The 15,272-nt window shown below is 69.9% G+C and carries 12 protein-coding genes; 6 read left to right on the forward strand and 6 right to left on the reverse strand.

Going from position 1 to position 15,272, the window contains the following annotated elements; translation table 11 throughout:
* Positions 1 to 6: 6 nt before the first annotated feature.
* Together ACQY5G_RS10950 and ACQY5G_RS10955 are read right to left on the reverse strand one after the other, a co-directional pair.
* Positions 7 to 3,186 (reverse strand): VPS10 domain-containing protein, encoded by a 3,180-nt coding sequence (locus ACQY5G_RS10950; protein WP_428273909.1) that lies wholly within the window; start codon positions 3,184 to 3,186, stop codon positions 7 to 9.
* Positions 3,187 to 3,199: 13 nt separating this feature from the next.
* Complete coding sequence (locus tag ACQY5G_RS10955) at positions 3,200 to 4,855, reverse strand: N-acyl-D-amino-acid deacylase family protein (RefSeq protein WP_428273911.1); 1,656 nt, start codon at positions 4,853 to 4,855, stop codon at positions 3,200 to 3,202.
* Between the two features lie 79 nt (positions 4,856 to 4,934).
* On the opposite strand from ACQY5G_RS10955, the gene ACQY5G_RS10960 reads away from it, so the two are divergent.
* Entirely contained in the window at positions 4,935 to 6,347 is a 1,413-nt protein-coding gene (locus ACQY5G_RS10960; RefSeq protein WP_428273913.1) for a CapA family protein, read from the forward strand.
* Positions 6,348 to 6,362: 15 nt separating this feature from the next.
* On the opposite strand, the gene ACQY5G_RS10965 is transcribed toward ACQY5G_RS10960, so the two are convergent.
* Together ACQY5G_RS10965 and ACQY5G_RS10970 are read right to left on the reverse strand one after the other, a co-directional pair.
* Positions 6,363 to 7,577: an ATP-binding protein gene (locus ACQY5G_RS10965; RefSeq protein ID WP_428273914.1), complete on the reverse strand. Its 1,215-nt coding sequence runs from the start codon at positions 7,575 to 7,577 to the stop codon at positions 6,363 to 6,365.
* A 117-nt stretch (positions 7,578 to 7,694) separates the two neighbouring features.
* A complete protein-coding gene (locus tag ACQY5G_RS10970; protein WP_428273916.1) occupies positions 7,695 to 8,465 on the reverse strand; it encodes an aspartate/glutamate racemase family protein in 771 nt (256 codons plus the stop codon).
* Between the two features lie 32 nt (positions 8,466 to 8,497).
* Between ACQY5G_RS10970 and ACQY5G_RS10975 the strand changes: the two genes are divergently transcribed.
* Genes ACQY5G_RS10975 through ACQY5G_RS10985 form a run of 3 tightly spaced genes read left to right on the forward strand, consistent with a single transcriptional unit; the run spans position 8,498 to position 10,996 of the window.
* On the forward strand, positions 8,498 to 9,778 hold the full coding sequence (locus ACQY5G_RS10975) for an aconitase X (RefSeq protein ID WP_428273918.1): 1,281 nt from the start codon (positions 8,498 to 8,500) through the stop codon (positions 9,776 to 9,778).
* On the forward strand, positions 9,775 to 10,263 hold the full coding sequence (locus ACQY5G_RS10980; RefSeq protein WP_428273920.1) for an aconitase X swivel domain-containing protein: 489 nt from the start codon (positions 9,775 to 9,777) through the stop codon (positions 10,261 to 10,263). Before ACQY5G_RS10975 ends, ACQY5G_RS10980 begins: the two co-directional genes overlap by 4 nt.
* Before the next feature lie 58 nt (positions 10,264 to 10,321).
* Positions 10,322 to 10,996, forward strand: a complete 675-nt coding sequence (locus ACQY5G_RS10985) for a mechanosensitive ion channel family protein (protein WP_428273922.1) — start codon at positions 10,322 to 10,324, stop codon at positions 10,994 to 10,996.
* A gap of 50 nt (positions 10,997 to 11,046) precedes the next feature.
* Here the strand turns inward: ACQY5G_RS10985 and ACQY5G_RS10990 are convergent, their stop codons facing one another.
* Positions 11,047 to 12,510 carry an amidohydrolase gene (locus ACQY5G_RS10990; protein WP_428273924.1) on the reverse strand — a complete coding sequence of 488 codons (1,464 nt, stop codon included), beginning with the start codon at positions 12,508 to 12,510 and terminating at the stop codon, positions 11,047 to 11,049.
* Between the two features lie 128 nt (positions 12,511 to 12,638).
* On the opposite strand from ACQY5G_RS10990, the gene ACQY5G_RS10995 reads away from it, so the two are divergent.
* A complete protein-coding gene (locus ACQY5G_RS10995; protein ID WP_428273925.1) occupies positions 12,639 to 13,514 on the forward strand; it encodes a DUF481 domain-containing protein in 876 nt (291 codons plus the stop codon).
* Between the two features lie 31 nt (positions 13,515 to 13,545).
* Here ACQY5G_RS10995 and ACQY5G_RS11000 read toward each other — a convergent pair whose 3' ends face one another.
* Positions 13,546 to 14,286 carry an SOS response-associated peptidase gene (locus ACQY5G_RS11000; protein WP_428273927.1) on the reverse strand — a complete coding sequence of 247 codons (741 nt, stop codon included), beginning with the start codon at positions 14,284 to 14,286 and terminating at the stop codon, positions 13,546 to 13,548.
* Positions 14,287 to 14,406: 120 nt separating this feature from the next.
* Between ACQY5G_RS11000 and ACQY5G_RS11005 the strand changes: the two genes are divergently transcribed.
* Positions 14,407 to 15,261 (forward strand): carbon-nitrogen hydrolase family protein, encoded by an 855-nt coding sequence (locus ACQY5G_RS11005; RefSeq protein ID WP_428273929.1) that lies wholly within the window; start codon positions 14,407 to 14,409, stop codon positions 15,259 to 15,261.
* Positions 15,262 to 15,272 lie beyond the last annotated feature (11 nt).

Below are 15,272 nucleotides of genomic sequence, written 5' to 3' on the forward strand. Positions count from 1 at the left end.
GCTACCTCAGGTCGCGGTCAGCCTTCTGACCAGCGTCTGCAACCAGTCGCCGACCTCGCGCACCTCCGCCCGGAGTTCCTCGTGGCGCTCGTACGCGTCGGCGCCCGGCGCCTGGTCGGCCCGCCCGGTCATGCCGGCGAGATAGTTGAGCTGGCTGAGGAGCATGGGGCGCGGATAGCTGCCCTCCGCGTCGTTTACGCGGGCGTCGAGTTCGGCGAGTTCCGCGGCGAGTTCGTCGAGCGTCTCGTTGCGGCCGCCGCCGGCGTCCGCGCGCGCCTCCTCGATCTGGTCGCGCAGGTCGTCGATGCCGTCCGCGACCTCACGGGCGTCCGCCATCGTCTCGCGCACGGCGAGGTTGAACCGGTACTGCTCCTCGAGGTCGGCGACGGTCACCCCCTCCGCCGCCACCCGCGGGTCGATCCGCAGTTCGAGCCCGGTCTCGACCGTCACGTCACCCGTCGAGAGGCGGACCGTGTAGTCGCCCGGCGGCACGACCGGCCCGCCGCGGCCCTCGCCCTGCGAGCGCATGTCCCAGCGCAGCCGGTGCACGCCCGGCGCCGACGAGACCCCTCGCATGGTCCCGCCGCGCGGCGCCATGCGCTGCATCGCCGGGCCCCCCGCCCGGGCCGCGCCGCCGCCCCCGCCGCTGGCGTACGAGCGGATGACCTCGCCGCCCGCGTCGAGGATCTCGATCCGCACCGTCTCGTCGGGTCCCAGATCCGGCGAGATCCAGTAGTTGATGTCCGCACCCGCGCCGCGGTAGTCCGGCCGCGCCGTATTCGAGGCCCATTCGAACCCCGAGTTCCGTCCGGGCCGCGTGCGGTACTGCGGCCGTCCCTCGAACAGGTGGGCCCCGCCTCCGGCCGCGACCGACCCATCCGCCCCGATTTCGTGCAGCGGCGTGACATCGTCCAGCACCCAGAACCCCCGGCCCATCGTCGAGAGCGCGAGGTCCTGCCGGTACACCTCGATGTCCGTCACGGGCGTCAACGGGAGATCGAGCTGGAAGGACTGCCACGTCGCCCCGTCGTCGAAGGAGATGAAGAGCCCGAACTCCGTCCCCGCGTACAGGAGCCCCGCGCGGCCCGGATCCTCGCGCACGACCCGCACGGGCACGTCCGCCGGGATCCCGTTCGTCCCATCGGTGAGAAGCGTCCACGTCTCGCCCGCGTCCTCCGTCCGGTAGACGTACGGCCGGAAATCGCCGAGCAGGAAGCGGTACCCGGCCACGTACACCTTGTCCGGATCGTGCCGCGAGATGTCGATCGAGTTGATGCGGCCCTCTGGCGGCATGTCGGCCGGCGTCACGTTCTCCCAGGATGCCCCGCCATCCAGCGTCACGTACACCGGACCATCGTTCGCCCCCGTCCAGATCACTTCCGGGTCGTGGGGCGAGGCCTCGATCACGTAGAGCGTGGAATAGTGCTCCTCACCCGTCGCGTCGCGCGTGATCGGCCCTCCCGACACCATCTGCCGCTCGGGAGGGAACGCCGTGAGGTCCGGCGAAATCCGCTCCCACGTGCGACCCCCGTCGCTCGTGCGGTGCACGTACTGCGAGCCGTGATAGACGAGGTCCGGGTCGTGCGGCGAGACCTCGATGGGCACGACGCGCTGGAAGCGGTAGGGGAGGTTGGCGGGGTTCGTGCCGTACATGTTCACTGCGCCGACGTAGTACTGCTGCTCCTGCCCGGTGCGCTGGTTGTAGACCCCGAAACGCCCCTTGCAGTTCGCGTACACGACGTCGGGATCGCCCGGTTTCGGCACGGCGGGACCCGTCTCGCACCCGCCCGGCGAGCGCCAGTACGCGTCCGGACCGCCCGGCGCGGAGACCGACGGCTGACGGCTCGGCACCGCGACCGTGAAGGCGTCATCCTGCTGTCCGGCGTAGAGCCAGTACGGGAAGCGGTCGTCCACATCGACCTGGTAGAGTTCAGCGGTGGGCTGGTTGTTGACCGGCGACCACGTCTGACCGCCATCCAGCGTCACGACTCCGCCGCCGTCGCTCCCGTGCACCATGATCCGCGAGTCGTCGGGGTTGATCCACAGATCGTGGTCATCCCCATGGACGTTCGGGATCGTGCTGAAGGTCTCTCCGCCGTCCGTCGACTTCCAGGTGGACAGATTGAGGACATAGACGACGTTCCCATCCATCGGGTCCGCAATCACGTTCGCGAAGTAGAAGGGCCGGTGCATGAGCTGGTTCCGCGGATCGTCGTTGACCAGCTCCCACGTCTCGCCCGCGTCGTCCGAGCGGTACAGGCCCTCGATCGGTTCGGGCGCCTCCACGAGCGCGTAGACCCGGTCGGGCATGTCCGCCGAGACGGAAAAGTCGACCTTGCCGATGAGACCGTCCGGGAGCCCGGCCGTGATCCGCCGCCACGTGTCGCCCCCGTCCGTCGTCTTCCAGATCCCGTCTTCCTCGCTCGCCCCGGAGATGATCGACCAGGGGCGCCGCTGCGCCCGCCACATCCCGGCGTAGATGACGTTGGGGTCCGCCGGATGAAACTCGAGATCCACCGCCCCGACGGAGTCCGAGGTGAAGAGGATGCGCTCCCAGTCGAGGCCGCCGTTCGACGAGCGATAGACGCCCCGCGTCTCGTTGTTGATGAACGGGTTTCCCATCGCGGCCGCATAGACGAGGTCGGGATTGTCGGGGTGGGCCTTCACGGAAGCGATCTGGCCGCCGTCCTCGAGCCCGACGTGGGTCCACGTTTCTCCCGCGTCCGTCGACTTATGGATGCCCTTCCCGATGATGATATTCGAGCGGATGCCGTCCGAGCCCGTACCCACATAGATGATATTCGGGTCCGAGTCCGCCGCTTCGATATGGCCGATGGAGGGAGACCGGAAATATCCATCGGAGATATTCTCCCACGTCATCCCGTAGTTCGTCGTCTTCCACACGCCGCCGCCGGTCGCCCCCTGGTAGAAGGTGTGGGGATGGGACCGGTGGCCCTCGACCGCCGTGACGCGGCCGCCGCGCGAGGGGCCGACGAAGCGGAAGGAGAGGCCGCCGAAGAGGCTTGGATCGACGGTGTCCGCGGCCGGGGCCGGGTTCCGGACGCCGGCGGGAAGCTCACCCGCGCTCGCGCCATCCTGTGCGACGAGGGTTCCGGCAAGGGCGGCGATGGCAACCAGAGGTGCGAGAACGGTTCGTGTTCCGGGAATCGGGGCGGGGAATCGCATGCCTGCTCCTGAGTTATCGTGCCTTGACGAGTGCTTCGCCTGCGAGGGCATCCGTGAAGCGGCCCCCGTCGATCGCGAGCGTACCATTGACGAGGGAGTACTCGACCCCCTCGGCGAGACCGTGCGGGTCGTCGTATTCGGCGGTGTCGCGGAACCGCTCGAGGTCCACGACGATGACGTCGGCGACCGCGCCCGTTTCGAGCACGCCGCGGCCTTCGATCCCGTACACCCGGGCCGGGAGCGCCGTCATGGCGTGAATCGCCTGTTCCAGCGTGGTGACGCCTTCCTCCATCACGTACTTGCGGATCCGCCTCGGGAAGGCGCCGAAGCCGCGCGGGTGCGGATGTCCTTCGCCCGGCACCCAGAGCGAACCGTCGGACGCGGTCATCATCCAGGGCTGCGCCATGAAGCGCTCGATGTCCTCGTCGTTCATGTTGAAGGAGGTCAGGCCGGTGCCGCCGCCCCCACCTCCACGCGCCTCCACGAGCAGGGCGAGCGCGGTCTCGATCGCGTCCACCCCGCGCTCCTCCGCGACATCGGCCAGCGTCCGGCCCCCGTGCGGGCCGCCCTGGAGCATGAGCCGGTCGGCCCCGCCCCGGCGATCGAGGTTCTCCCACATCTCCGGCACGAGCCGGGCGCGCTCGCCGGGGTTCTCGATGCGCTCGTACAGGTCGCCGCCCTCGCCCGCGAGCGCCCAGCGCGGGACCAGGGCCCCGATGATGCTCGTGCCGGAGGCCCCGTAGGGATACTGGTCCGCGTAGACCGCGAGACCCTCCGCCCGGGCGGCCTCGATGCGGCGGACGACCTCGGCGGACTCGCCCCAGACGCGGGGGCCGAGCGCCTTGATGTGCGTGACGACGCCGGTGATCCCGGAGCCCCGCGAGATCTCGATGACCTCGTCCACGGCCCCGAGCAGGCCGATCGAATAGTCCGACTCGTCGCGGATGTGGCTCTGGTACACGCCGCCGTGTCCGGCGGCGATCTTCGCGAGTTCGACGACCTCGCCGGTGGGGGCGTACGACCCCGGCGAATAGTAGAGGCCGGAGGAGAGCCCGAACGCGCCCCCGTCCATCCCGTCGCGCACGAAAGTCCGCATGCGGTCGAGTTCCTCGGGCGTGGCCTCGCGCGCCTGCATTCCGAGCACCGCGCGGCGGACGCTCCCGTGCCCGATGAGTTGCCCCACGTTCACGCCGACGCCGGGGTCCCGGATCCGCGCCCGCTGGTCGGCGAGGTCGACGGTGCCGCCGCCATCGGGGTTCGCGAAGATCGTCGTGATCCCCTGCGCGAGGAGGGGACGCGCCGTCCGCAGTTGGTCGCGCAGCAGCGCCGGCATGGCATGGGAATGCGTGTCGATGAAGCCGGGGAAGACGTGCAGGCCGTTCGCGTCGATGACCCGGCCGGCGGTGGCCGCGCCCAGGTCGCCCACGGCGGCGATCCGGTCCCCGTCGACCGCGACGTCGCCCGCGCGCGCTGGTCCACCCGAACCGTCCACGAGGGTGCCGCCGCGGATGATGAGGTCGTAACTCTGCGCCACGGCGGGTCGGGCGGCGGACGTCCCGGCAAGCAGGCCCGCCGCGGCGAGGAGGGCCGGGAGCGCCCGTCCGGCGTGGCGGCGCGGGGTTGGGGAAAGCATGTTGTCGTCCATGCGCTCGAATCTGTCGGCTCGCACGCGACCCGCACAAGAAAGCGGCGCCCGAAGCGGGCCCGCACGGACAGGGTTCCCGCAGGCACCCTCATCGGAGGCACTCATGCGCCGGTATCGTCTTCCGCTCCCGTTCTCCCTCTCGGCCGGCCTCCCGCTGGCCGGGTTCGCGGCCGCCGTCTTCCTCACGGCCGGAGTCTCCCTCGCGCAACCGGTCTCAATCGAAGCGCAGGCGTTCGAGGACGCGCGCGGGGACATGTCCATCGCCCTCGCGGGCGACGCGATCATCTCGCGGAAGATGTCTCCGTACCGGGAGCCCCAGTTTCTCGCGCTGCGCGACATCATCCAGAGCGCGACCACCGCGTTCGTGAACCTCGAGATCCTGTTCCACGACTACGAGGACGACGTGGTCCCGGCGGCCGCGAGCGGCGGCACCTACATGCGGGCGGAGCCGGAAATCGCGCACGAACTCGCTTGGTTCGGGTTCGACATGGTGAGCCTGGCGAACAACCACACGATGGACTTCGGCGCCGGCGGGGCGAGGCGCACCGTGGCGGCGGCCGAGGCGGCGGGACTCGCCGTTGCCGGCTTCGGCGAGAACCTCGCGCGGGCGCGGGCCCCGGCCTACGTGGACACGCCCGGCGGACGGGTCGCGCTGATCTCGATCGCCTCGACCTTCGCCGACGCGATGCGGGCCGGCCACCAGCGGCCGGACGTGCGGGGTCGCCCGGGGCTGAGCCCGATCCGGTACGAGCGGCACGTGACCGTGACGGCGGACCAGATGGCGGGCCTCCGCGACGCGCTCTCGGTGGCGGGACGGGGTGGTGGCTCCGGCCCGAGGCTGAACTTCGGCGGCATGACGTTCATGGAGGGTGACAAGCCGGGCGTGAAGACGGTGCCGCACGCCGGGGACCTGGCGGAGATCATCGAAGTCGTGAAGGAGGCGCAGCGTCAGGCCGAGTGGGTCATCGTCACGAGCCACTCGCACGAAGGCGCGGATCGCCGCGAGGTGCCGGCGGACTTCCTCGTCGACGTCGCCCGGGCGGTCGTCAACGCAGGCGCGGACATGTTCGTGGGCCACGGCCCCCACATCCTGCGCGCGGTCGAGATGTACCAGGGCAAGCCGATCTTCTACTCGCTGGCGAACTTCGCCATGCAGAACGAGACGATCGAGTTCCAGCCGCAGGACAACTACGAGGCCCAGGGGCTGGGGTACGAGGACCTTCCGGGCCGGTTCCAGGATGTACGGATCGAGCGGGCCGGCGCCTCCTCGTTCCCGGCGGGGAAGGGGTTCTGGGAGAGCGTCGTCCCCGTCGTGGAATACGAGGGAGGGAAGCTGAAGGAGGTCCAGCTCCACCCGATCACCATGGGCTGGCAGTTGCCGCGGCCGGTGCGCGGGCGGCCGATGATGGCCGACGACGCACACGGGCAGGAGATCCTCGAGGGTCTCGCGAAGCTCTCCGCCGAGTACGGGACGACCATGACGATCGAGAACGGCGTCGGCGTCATCCGACCCTGACGGACATGACCCCGGCTAACCGGTGGCCAGGAACCAGGGCAGGACTCGAAATCCGTCCAGATCGAAGGTCTCCGTTCCGCCGTGGACCAGAACGCCGCCCCGATTGGGGTTGGAGGGAATCGAGGTCCACCACTTCAGGGCCGAGACGGCGTCCGGCGGTACGGTTCGACCCGACTTGACCTCCACCGGGATGAGGCGGTCGCCCGCATCGATGAGGACATCGATCTCGTGGCCGGTGGCGTCGCGCCAGAAATACAGGTTCGGATCGCGGCGCTTGGCGGCGAAGGCCTTGATGAGTTCCGAGACGACGAAGGACTCGAAGATGGCGCCCCGCAGCGGGTGTCTCTCGAGCGTCGCCGCATCTTCGATGCCCAGCAGGTAGCACACCAGTCCGGGATCGAGAAAGTGAAGCCGCGGACGTTTGCGGAGTCGCTTGCGGTAGTTCGCGTGATGCGGCGGCAGCGTGGTCGCGACATACCCGATCTCGAGGGCGGTGAGCCATCGGCGGGCGGTCTGGTGCGTGACGCCCGCATCGGCGGCCAACCCGGTGAGGTTGAGTTCGGTGGCGGTACGAGCCGCCGCGAGCCGCACGAAGGTCTCGAAGGTCCTCAGATCAAGCACCTGGGTGACCTCGCGCAGATCGCGGTCGACGTAGGTTCGGAAGTAGTCGGCCATCCATTCGCGCGGCGAGAGGCCTCGGTCGTGTACCGGCGGATAGAACCCGGTCAGGAGCGTCGCCCACGGATCCATGTCCGACAGCCGCTTCGCCACCTCCGGCTCCAGGGCCGTGCCGCGACGATCCAGTTCGCTCGGGTCCAGTGCCCCGAACCCGTGCAGTTCGGCGAGCGAGAACGGGAGGAGCAGCAGGAGCGCGGTTCGGCCTGCCAGCGTCTGCGAGACGGATTTCATGAGCAGGATATTCTGCGACCCGGTGACGATAAACCGGCCGGGTCGCCCGTCCTCGTCCACGAGTCCCTGCACATACGACAGCAGTTCAGGCGCCCGCTGGATCTCGTCGAGGATCATGCGGTCGCCCTGCGCCAGAAACCCGCGGGGATCGGCGATAGCCCGCGCCCGCACGTCGGGCGCCTCCAGCGAGGCGTACCGGTATCCGGGGAAGACCGCTCGCACGAGGGTGGTCTTCCCGGACTGCCGTGGCCCGGTGATGGTAACGACGGGATACCGCTCCGCCGCTCGCCGGAGCGCGGGGGTCAGGTGTCTCGCAATCATGTACAGGAGTCTGGTGGATGAATTGGATCGTGTCAAATCGGTGATACGATCACCCGAGTGGCACGATCCTGGTCGAGCCGTCGGCGGGGCACGCCGCAACGTATCGGCACGACGATGTCACACGGTGACCGGCGAGATCTCCTTGCGGGGCGGCGGATAGGCGCGCGGGGAGGGCCGGAGGCCGGTCGCGGCGAACGACTCCGCCGCCTTGAGCGCGGCGAGGACGGGGTTGATGACGGGCACGCCGAGGCGCTCACCGAGCTTCCGGGCCACGTCGAGGAATCCCATCGTCATGCAGCCCAGCACGAGCGTGTCGGCGCCGCCGCGCAGCGCCGCGTGAGCCTCCGTCTCGAGCGTTTCGAGCACCTGATCCGCGCGCTGCCGCAGTTCGAGCACCGGGACGTCCACCGCCCGGATGTCCGCAACCAGCCCCTCGAGCCCGTAGCCCCGCATCTGCCTGCGGATCGCCGGCACGACCTCCTCGACCACGGTGATGATCGCGAAGCGCTGCCCCATCTGCGCCGCGGCGAGCGCCCCGGCCTGGCCGGGACCGATGACGGGGAAGTCGACGAGTTCACGGGCCGGAGCGAGTCCGGGGTCGCCGAAGCAGCCGATGATCATCGCGTCGAACCCCTCCGCCTCGAGGCGGGGCGCGGCGTGCAGAATGCCGGGGACGGAGAGATATTCTTCTGCGGAAGACTCGACCGATGCGGGGCCGTCGTCGGTCTCGCGCACCTCGACTGCGGTGCCCCCGAAGGCCGCGCCGTTGAGAAAGGCTTCGCGCCGCACGAGTTCCGGCGGCCCGAGGGGACCGCGGGACATGGGACCGGGAAGGAAATAGACAATGCGCATGGTCTCGCCTGCCGTCTGGAGCCCGCTCTCGATCACGATCGTCTCGTTCGCGCCCGGAATATAGCAGCGTGACGACCGTTCGTCTGGACGAGCGGGATCTTGCGTTCCTGGGGGGAGATGAGGGGGAGGGTGCGCGGCTCGCGATGTCGATCCTCGCGCGCATGGCCGACGTGGTCGGGGCGCGTGAACTCCTCGACATCACGGCGGCGCATATCGACTCGTCGCTCTATCAGGGACCCGCGACGCTCGAGTTCGCGGAACGGCTGGCCGAGGGCGGTGCGCGGGTGCGGGTGCCGACGACGCTGAACGTGTCGGGCGTGGACGAACACGGCTGGCGCGAGTGGGATGTGTCCGAATCCTGGGCGGCACCGGCGCGACGCCAGATGGAGGCGTACGAGGCGATGGGCTGCGAACCCACCTGGACGTGCGCGCCCTACCAGACGCAGGCGCGTCCGGGGGTCGGGGAGCAGGTCGCGTGGGGCGAGTCGAGCGCGATCGTATTCGCGAACTCGGTGCTGGGGGCGCGCACGGAGCGCTATCCGGACCTGCTGGACATCTGTTGCGCGGTCACGGGCCGGGCGCCGGCCGCGGGACTCCATTTGACCGGGAATCGGGCGGGGCAGGTGCTCGTCGATCTCTCCGGTGTCCCGCGAAGGCTCGCGGAGGAGCCCGCGCTGTATCCGGTGCTGGGACACTGGATCGGTCTGCGGGTTGAGGGGCGGATTCCGGTGCTCGACGGGCTACCGGCCCGGCCCGCGGAGGACGACCTGAAGGCGCTGGGAGCCGCCATGGCCTCTTCGGGCGCGGTGGGCCTGTTCCACTGGGTCGGCCTCACGCCCGAGGCGCCGGACCGGGCCGCGGCGTTTCAAGGGAGGGAACCGGCGGCTCGGCTGCGTCCGGGGCCCGCAGCGCTACGGGCGGCGCGGGACGAACTCGGCTCCGGCCTGTCCGACGCGGAGGGCCTCGACCTCGTCGTGCTGGGGAGCCCGCACTTCTCGCTGTCGGAATTCGCGGCGCTCGCGCGGCTCGTCGATGGTCGGCGACGCCACGCCGGGGTGCGGCTGCTGATCACGACCGGGCGCGCCGTCCGTGAACTGGCGGCGAAAGCGGGTTATCTCGACGCGATCGAGTCGTTCGGCGGGGAACTGACCGTCGACACCTGCATCCTGACGACACCGATGCTGCCGCAGAGCATCCGGCGGCTCATGACCAACTCCGCCAAGTACGCCTGGTACACGCCGGGCCTGCTCGAGCGCGCCGTCGCCTTCGGGAGTCTGGCCGACTGCGTGGAGTCGGCCGTCGCGGGTCGCGTCACGCGGGACGACGGCTCGTGGACCGCCGAGCCGTGAGCGATCGGTCGGCCGCGTCGGACTCCGGTCCGCTGACCGGTCGCGCGCTCGTCGCGGGCGCCGCGGAAGGCGCCGTTCTCTACTCGTCCGAGCCGCTCAGCTTCTGGGGCGGCTACGACGCGGAGACAGGGGAGATCATCGACCGGCGCCACCCGCTGGCCGGCGAGGTCGGCGCGGGCCGCATCATGGCCATTCCGGCGACCCGCGGCTCCAGCACCACGACCGCCGTCCTCCTCGAGGCCATCCGCCGCGGCACCGCACCGGCAGCATTCCTGACCCGCGGCCCCGACACCTTCCTCGCGCTCGCCGCCATCGTCGCCGCCCAGCTCTACGACCGCGCTCCGCCCGTCATCGCGCTGTCCCCCGAGGATTTCGATGCCCTGCAGCGGATCCCCCGCGCCCGCGTCGAGCCGGCGGGCACCGTGCTGGCCCGCTGCCGGGCGCGGTGTCGGGCTGGTGGCATGGGATCCTGCTCATCATTCTAATTGTCCGGCGGCCCGGCCGGGGGCCGCCCCCCCCCCCCCCCGAACGGAGGGAATGGAAATGGACTGGGACGCGATACTCCTCGAGCCGATCCGCGCTTTACTCGATCAACTGGTCGGGTTCCTGCCCAACCTGCTGGCCGTCCTGGCGATTCTGATCGGTGGCTGGATCGTCGCCAAGCTGATCAAGACGGGGCTCGTCCGGCTTCTCGGGGCGGTGAAGGCGGACAGCGTGGCCGAGAGGATCCAGTTGGCGGAGATGTTGGCCAAGGGTGGCATCGAGCGCACGTTCTCCCAGTTGGTCGGAGCCCTGGCGTACTGGATCGTCATGCTCGTGGTGCTGGTGGCGGCGCTGAACGCTCTCCAGCTCACCGCCACCGCCGAGCTGCTCCAGCGGCTCGTCGGCTTCCTGCCCACGATCGTGACGGCCATCGTCGTCTTGATCCTCGGAATCCTGGCTGCCGGTTTTCTGGGGGCGACGGTCCGCGCCGTGGCCAGCAATTCGGGCATCGCGCAGGCTCAGGTGCTGGGGCAGTTCGCGCAGATCGTCGTCATCATCTTCGCCGTGGTCGTGGCCCTGCAGCAGGTTCAGGTCCAGTTCGTGGGCGACGCCTTCCTGATCATCCTCGCGGCCATCGGTTTCGGCCTGGCTCTCGCGTTCGGCCTTGGATGCAAGGACCTGGCGGGCCGCTGGATGAGCGACCTGATCGACCGCCTCTCGCCGCGAAAGGACTAGGCCGGAGGAGCTGGCTCGGAACTCGCCCGGCGGGTTCCGAGCCGTAGCGTCTACCGGCGGTAGTCGAGGGGCGGCGGTCGGTCGCCCAGAAGCGCGGAATACTCGAAGTCCTCGCCGCGGTGCGCCCGGAGTTCCTCCCACGCGGCGGCGATCACATCGGGTGACTGAAAGAGTTCGATCGTCGTCAGGGCGAGCGTCTTCGCCGCGACGATCATTCCCTTCGTCCCGATATCGGTGCCGCCGGCCGCGACCGCCTGCCAACTGTGGGCCGAGGTCCCCGGCACCCAGGTGGCCGTCGACAGCCCCGTCGTCGGTACGACCCAGCTGACGTCGCCGACGTCGGTCGATCCGCCGCCCGCGGGGTCGACCCCGAACTCCTCGATCTCGGCCTCGGAGCCCAGTGGCCAGGGCGAGCCGCCCACGAAGCTGTCCTGGATCTTCTGGGCGAAGGCCCGCTCGGCCTCCGTGTACTCCACGCCCCCGACCTTGCGCAGGTTGGCGTCCATCACCTCTCCGAGGGCGACGTTGGGCACGAGGTCGTACAGCCCGTGGATGACCTCGTACTCCATCCCGGTCCCGGTACCCATCGCCGCGCCCTCGGCCGCGCGCGCCACGCGCTCGAACAGTCTGAGCACCGTGGGGGCGTCCGGGTGCCGCACGTAGTAGTAGACCTCCGCGAAGTCCGGCACGACGTTGGGCGCGAAGCCGCCCTGCGTAATCACGTAGTGGATGCGCGTCTCCTGCGGGACGTGCTCGCGCATGAGGTTCACCATGTGGTTCATGGCCTCGACGCCGTCGAGCGCACTCCGTCCCCGCTCAGGCGCGCCCGCCGCGTGCGCGGAATAGCCCCGGAAGCGGAACTTGGCCGACTTGTTGGCCAGCGAGCGCCCCACTCGTGCGCTGTTCCGCGCCCCGGGATGCCAGTGCAGCGCCACGGCCACGTCGTCGAACAGGCCCGCGCGCACCATGTACACCTTCCCCGCGCCGCCCTCCTCGGCGGGCGTGCCGTAGAGCCGGATCGTCCCCTCATGGCCGGTCTCTTCCAGCCACTCCTTTACCGCGATGGCCGCCGCGACGGAGCCCGCGCCGAACAGGTGGTGTCCGCACGCGTGGCCCGCGCCTCCGATGATGATGGGGGAGCGCTCGGGCACCGCGTCCTGCGAGATGCCCGGCAGGGCGTCGTACTCGGCCAGGATCCCGATGATCGGGGCTCCGGAGCCGTAGCTGGCCACGAACGCCGTGGGCATGTCGGCGACCCCCGATTCGATGGAGAACCCCGCCGCCTCGAGTTCACCCTTGAGCAGCTCGGAGCTCTTCTCCTCCTGGTAGCCGACCTCGGCCCACTCCCAGATCTGACGCGCCACGCTCCCGTAGTGGTCGCTGCGCGCCTCGATCGCAGCGATCTGCGTCTCCTGGGCCGCCACGAGCGGCAGCGGGAATGCGGCCACGAAGGCGCCGGCGAGGAGTCGGCGACGGCGGAGCTTCCTGTTCATGACGGGGGACCTGGCTGACATGGACATGCTCTGGAACTCCTCGAAGAGGGACGGATAGAACGGTCTGTAGAAGCTGGCCCGGCGAACCGCGTCTGGCTAGCCTTGGTCGCCATTTCTCGTACCGGTCACGGGGGTTGGGGGTGGAGAAGATGAAGTCGTGGATCGTGCTTGCCCTGGCTGCGGCGCCGACCGCCGCGCCCGTCGCGTCGCTCCAGGAAGAAGTCCAGGAAGAGCTTCAGGAAGAAGCGGAAACCATCTGGTCCTACAACGCCGAGCTGAGCCTGCTCTTCACCTCGGGGAACTCCACGGTGCGCACGTTCGGCCTCGGTGGCGGAGCCCGGCGCGAGTGGGGCGGCGGAGAACTGTCGCTGAGCGCGGGAGGTCTTCGAACCGAGTCCGGCACGACACGGCGCGTCGCCGTGGGGACTCCGGACAACTTCACCGTGGCGAGCGACTCCGATCCCGAGCCGACCGCCGAGAACTACTTCGCGCGGGGCGAATTCGAGCGTTCGTTCTCGGATCACGTCCACCTCACGGCCGGCGCCGGCTGGGAGCGGAATACCTTCGCCGGGTACGAGAGCAAGCTCTCCCTGGTGGGCGGCATCGGAAACACGTGGATCGACGACGAGAGGACGCGGCTCAAGAGCGACTACGGGGTCACGCTCACCTCCCAGAACGATGTCGTCGACGACCCGGGCAAGAGTTCGACGTTCGGCGGCATCCGCGTTTCCACCAACTTCCGCCGCCAGTTGACGGAGACGGCCAACCTCGAGAGCACGCTGACGCTGGACGAGAACCTCACGGATGCCGCGGACCTTCGCGCCGACCTCGCGAACTCCCTCGCGGTCGACATCAACAGTTCTCTGGCCGTGAAGACGGGCCTCCGGCTCGCGTGGGACAACGCGCCGGCGCTGACGCGGGCGCCGCTGGAGGAGCCCGGGGGGACTCCGACCGGGGAGACGGTTCTCGTCCCGCGCCACAAGCTCGATTCCACGCTCACGATCGCGCTCGTCGCCAGCTTCTAGGGGCAACTCCGCGGGGGTGTCCGCATTGGCGTCAGAAGAGGCCGAGCTGGTCGGCGGGCGCGTCGCCCACCCGGGGTCGGTCGCGCCAGCCCGATGCTTCCCGGATCGGGGCGCTCCGCGGCTCCGCGCAGGCCGCATCGTCGGCGGCCACGCGGTTGACCCGTCGGCTGACCGCGAACACCTCCAGCGCCTCCGCGTCGAACGGTTCAAGCGGTTCCATGGTGCGCTCGGAGATGTCGAGGTCGAGCCACATCTGCGCGCCCTCACCCTCGAGGATGACGGGCATGCGATCGTGCAGCGGTTCGAGCAGCTCGTTCGCGTCCGTCGTGATGATCGTGCAGGAGGGGATCCGGCCATCCGGTCCCCGCCATACGTCCCACAGGCCCGCGAGCGCCATCGGTCTCCGGTCCCGGCGGCGGACCAGGTACGGCTGCTTCAGGCCGCCCTCCTTCCGCCACTCGTAGAAGCCATCGGCGAGGACGGCGCAGCGGCGGTCGATGACGAGGTCCCGAAACGCCCGCCGGGTTTCGAGCGACTCGGATCGAGCGTTGATCATCGGCGGGAGCGAAGCACGATCCTCGGCCCAGTTCGGGATCAGGCCCCAGCGAAGGGGAACGAGTTCGCGTCCGCCGGTGCTCCGGCGCAGCGCGACCACCTCATCAGTGGGCGCCACGTTGTAGCGGGCGGACCATTCCTTGAGCCGCGAAGGATCGGCCTCGAAGAGTTCGGCCAGGTCCGGAACCGGGGTCTGAAGGCTGAAGCGTCCGCACATGGGAGCAACCTAACGACGCCGGCGCGATCGGCGGACCCCCGTTGCGGGTCCCGGCGCGCGCGCCGAGAATCCCCCGACCCCGCCTCAGGCGGCCGTCCCCCCGAACCGGGCATACACGAGATGAAGATCGCGCTTGTTCAACAGTCCGCGGGACCCGACCGCACGCGTAACCTCGAACGCGCGCTCGACGCGATGGGGCGCGCCGCGTCGGAGGGCGCCGATCTCGTGGCGTTCCCCGAACTCGCGATCGACCGCTTCTTCCCCCAGCGGCCGGACGATCCCGGCGCCGCGGCGCTCGCGGAACCGATCCCCGGTCCCACCTGCGATCGAATCGCAGCGCGCGCCGCCGAACTCGGGCTCGTCACGGTGTTCAACCAGTACGAACTCGGGCTCGACGGGCGGTGCTACGACAGCACGCCGGTCTTCGACGCGGACGGCTCGCTGCTCGGCGTGACGCGGATGATGCACATCACCGAGTACGCGTGCTTCCACGAACAGCAGTACTACGCGAAGGGCGACACCGACGCGCTCGTCTACGACACCGCCGTGGGACGCGTGGGGGTCGCGATCTGCTACGACCGCCACTATCCCGAGTACATGCGGCGCCTGGGAGAACGGGGCGCGCAGCTCGTCGTCATCCCGCAGGCCGGCGCGGTCGGTGAGTGGCCCGAGGGGCTCTTCGAGGCCGAGTTGCGGGTGGCGGCCTTTCAGAACGGCTACTTCGCGGCGCTGGCCAACCGCGTCGGCGCGGAGCCCCGCCTCACCTTCGCCGGAGAGTCCTTCGTCGTCGATCCTGAGGGCGTCGTCCTCGCCCGGGCGCCGGAAGGAGAAGAGACGATTCTCTACGCCGACATGGACCTCTCGCGGTGCGCGGCCTCCACCGCCCGTCGGCTGTTCTGGCGCGATCGCCGCCCCGACGTGTACGCGCGCTGGGGCGAGCGCCTCGCCACGGCGTCGTCCGTGCCCGGCCGCTGACTCCGACCGTC

The organism is Candidatus Palauibacter sp. (genome assembly GCF_965261555.1).
GTDB lineage: Bacteria > Gemmatimonadota > Gemmatimonadetes > Palauibacterales > Palauibacteraceae > Palauibacter.

Bases quoted from the DNA above. Each gene is read 5' to 3' on its own strand.
- ACQY5G_RS10950 (WP_428273909.1), bottom strand. From the start codon at position 3,186: ATGCGATTCCCCGCCCCGATTCCCGGAACACGAACCGTTCTCGCACCT.
- ACQY5G_RS10960 (WP_428273913.1), top strand. From the start codon at position 4,935: ATGCGCCGGTATCGTCTTCCGCTCCCGTTCTCCCTCTCGGCCGGCCTC.
- ACQY5G_RS10965 (WP_428273914.1), bottom strand. From the start codon at position 7,577: ATGATTGCGAGACACCTGACCCCCGCGCTCCGGCGAGCGGCGGAGCGG.
- ACQY5G_RS10985 (WP_428273922.1), top strand. From the start codon at position 10,322: ATGGACTGGGACGCGATACTCCTCGAGCCGATCCGCGCTTTACTCGAT.
- ACQY5G_RS10990 (WP_428273924.1), bottom strand. From the start codon at position 12,510: ATGTCAGCCAGGTCCCCCGTCATGAACAGGAAGCTCCGCCGTCGCCGA.
- ACQY5G_RS10995 (WP_428273925.1), top strand. From the start codon at position 12,639: ATGAAGTCGTGGATCGTGCTTGCCCTGGCTGCGGCGCCGACCGCCGCG.
- ACQY5G_RS11000 (WP_428273927.1), bottom strand. From the start codon at position 14,286: ATGTGCGGACGCTTCAGCCTTCAGACCCCGGTTCCGGACCTGGCCGAA.
- ACQY5G_RS11005 (WP_428273929.1), top strand. From the start codon at position 14,407: ATGAAGATCGCGCTTGTTCAACAGTCCGCGGGACCCGACCGCACGCGT.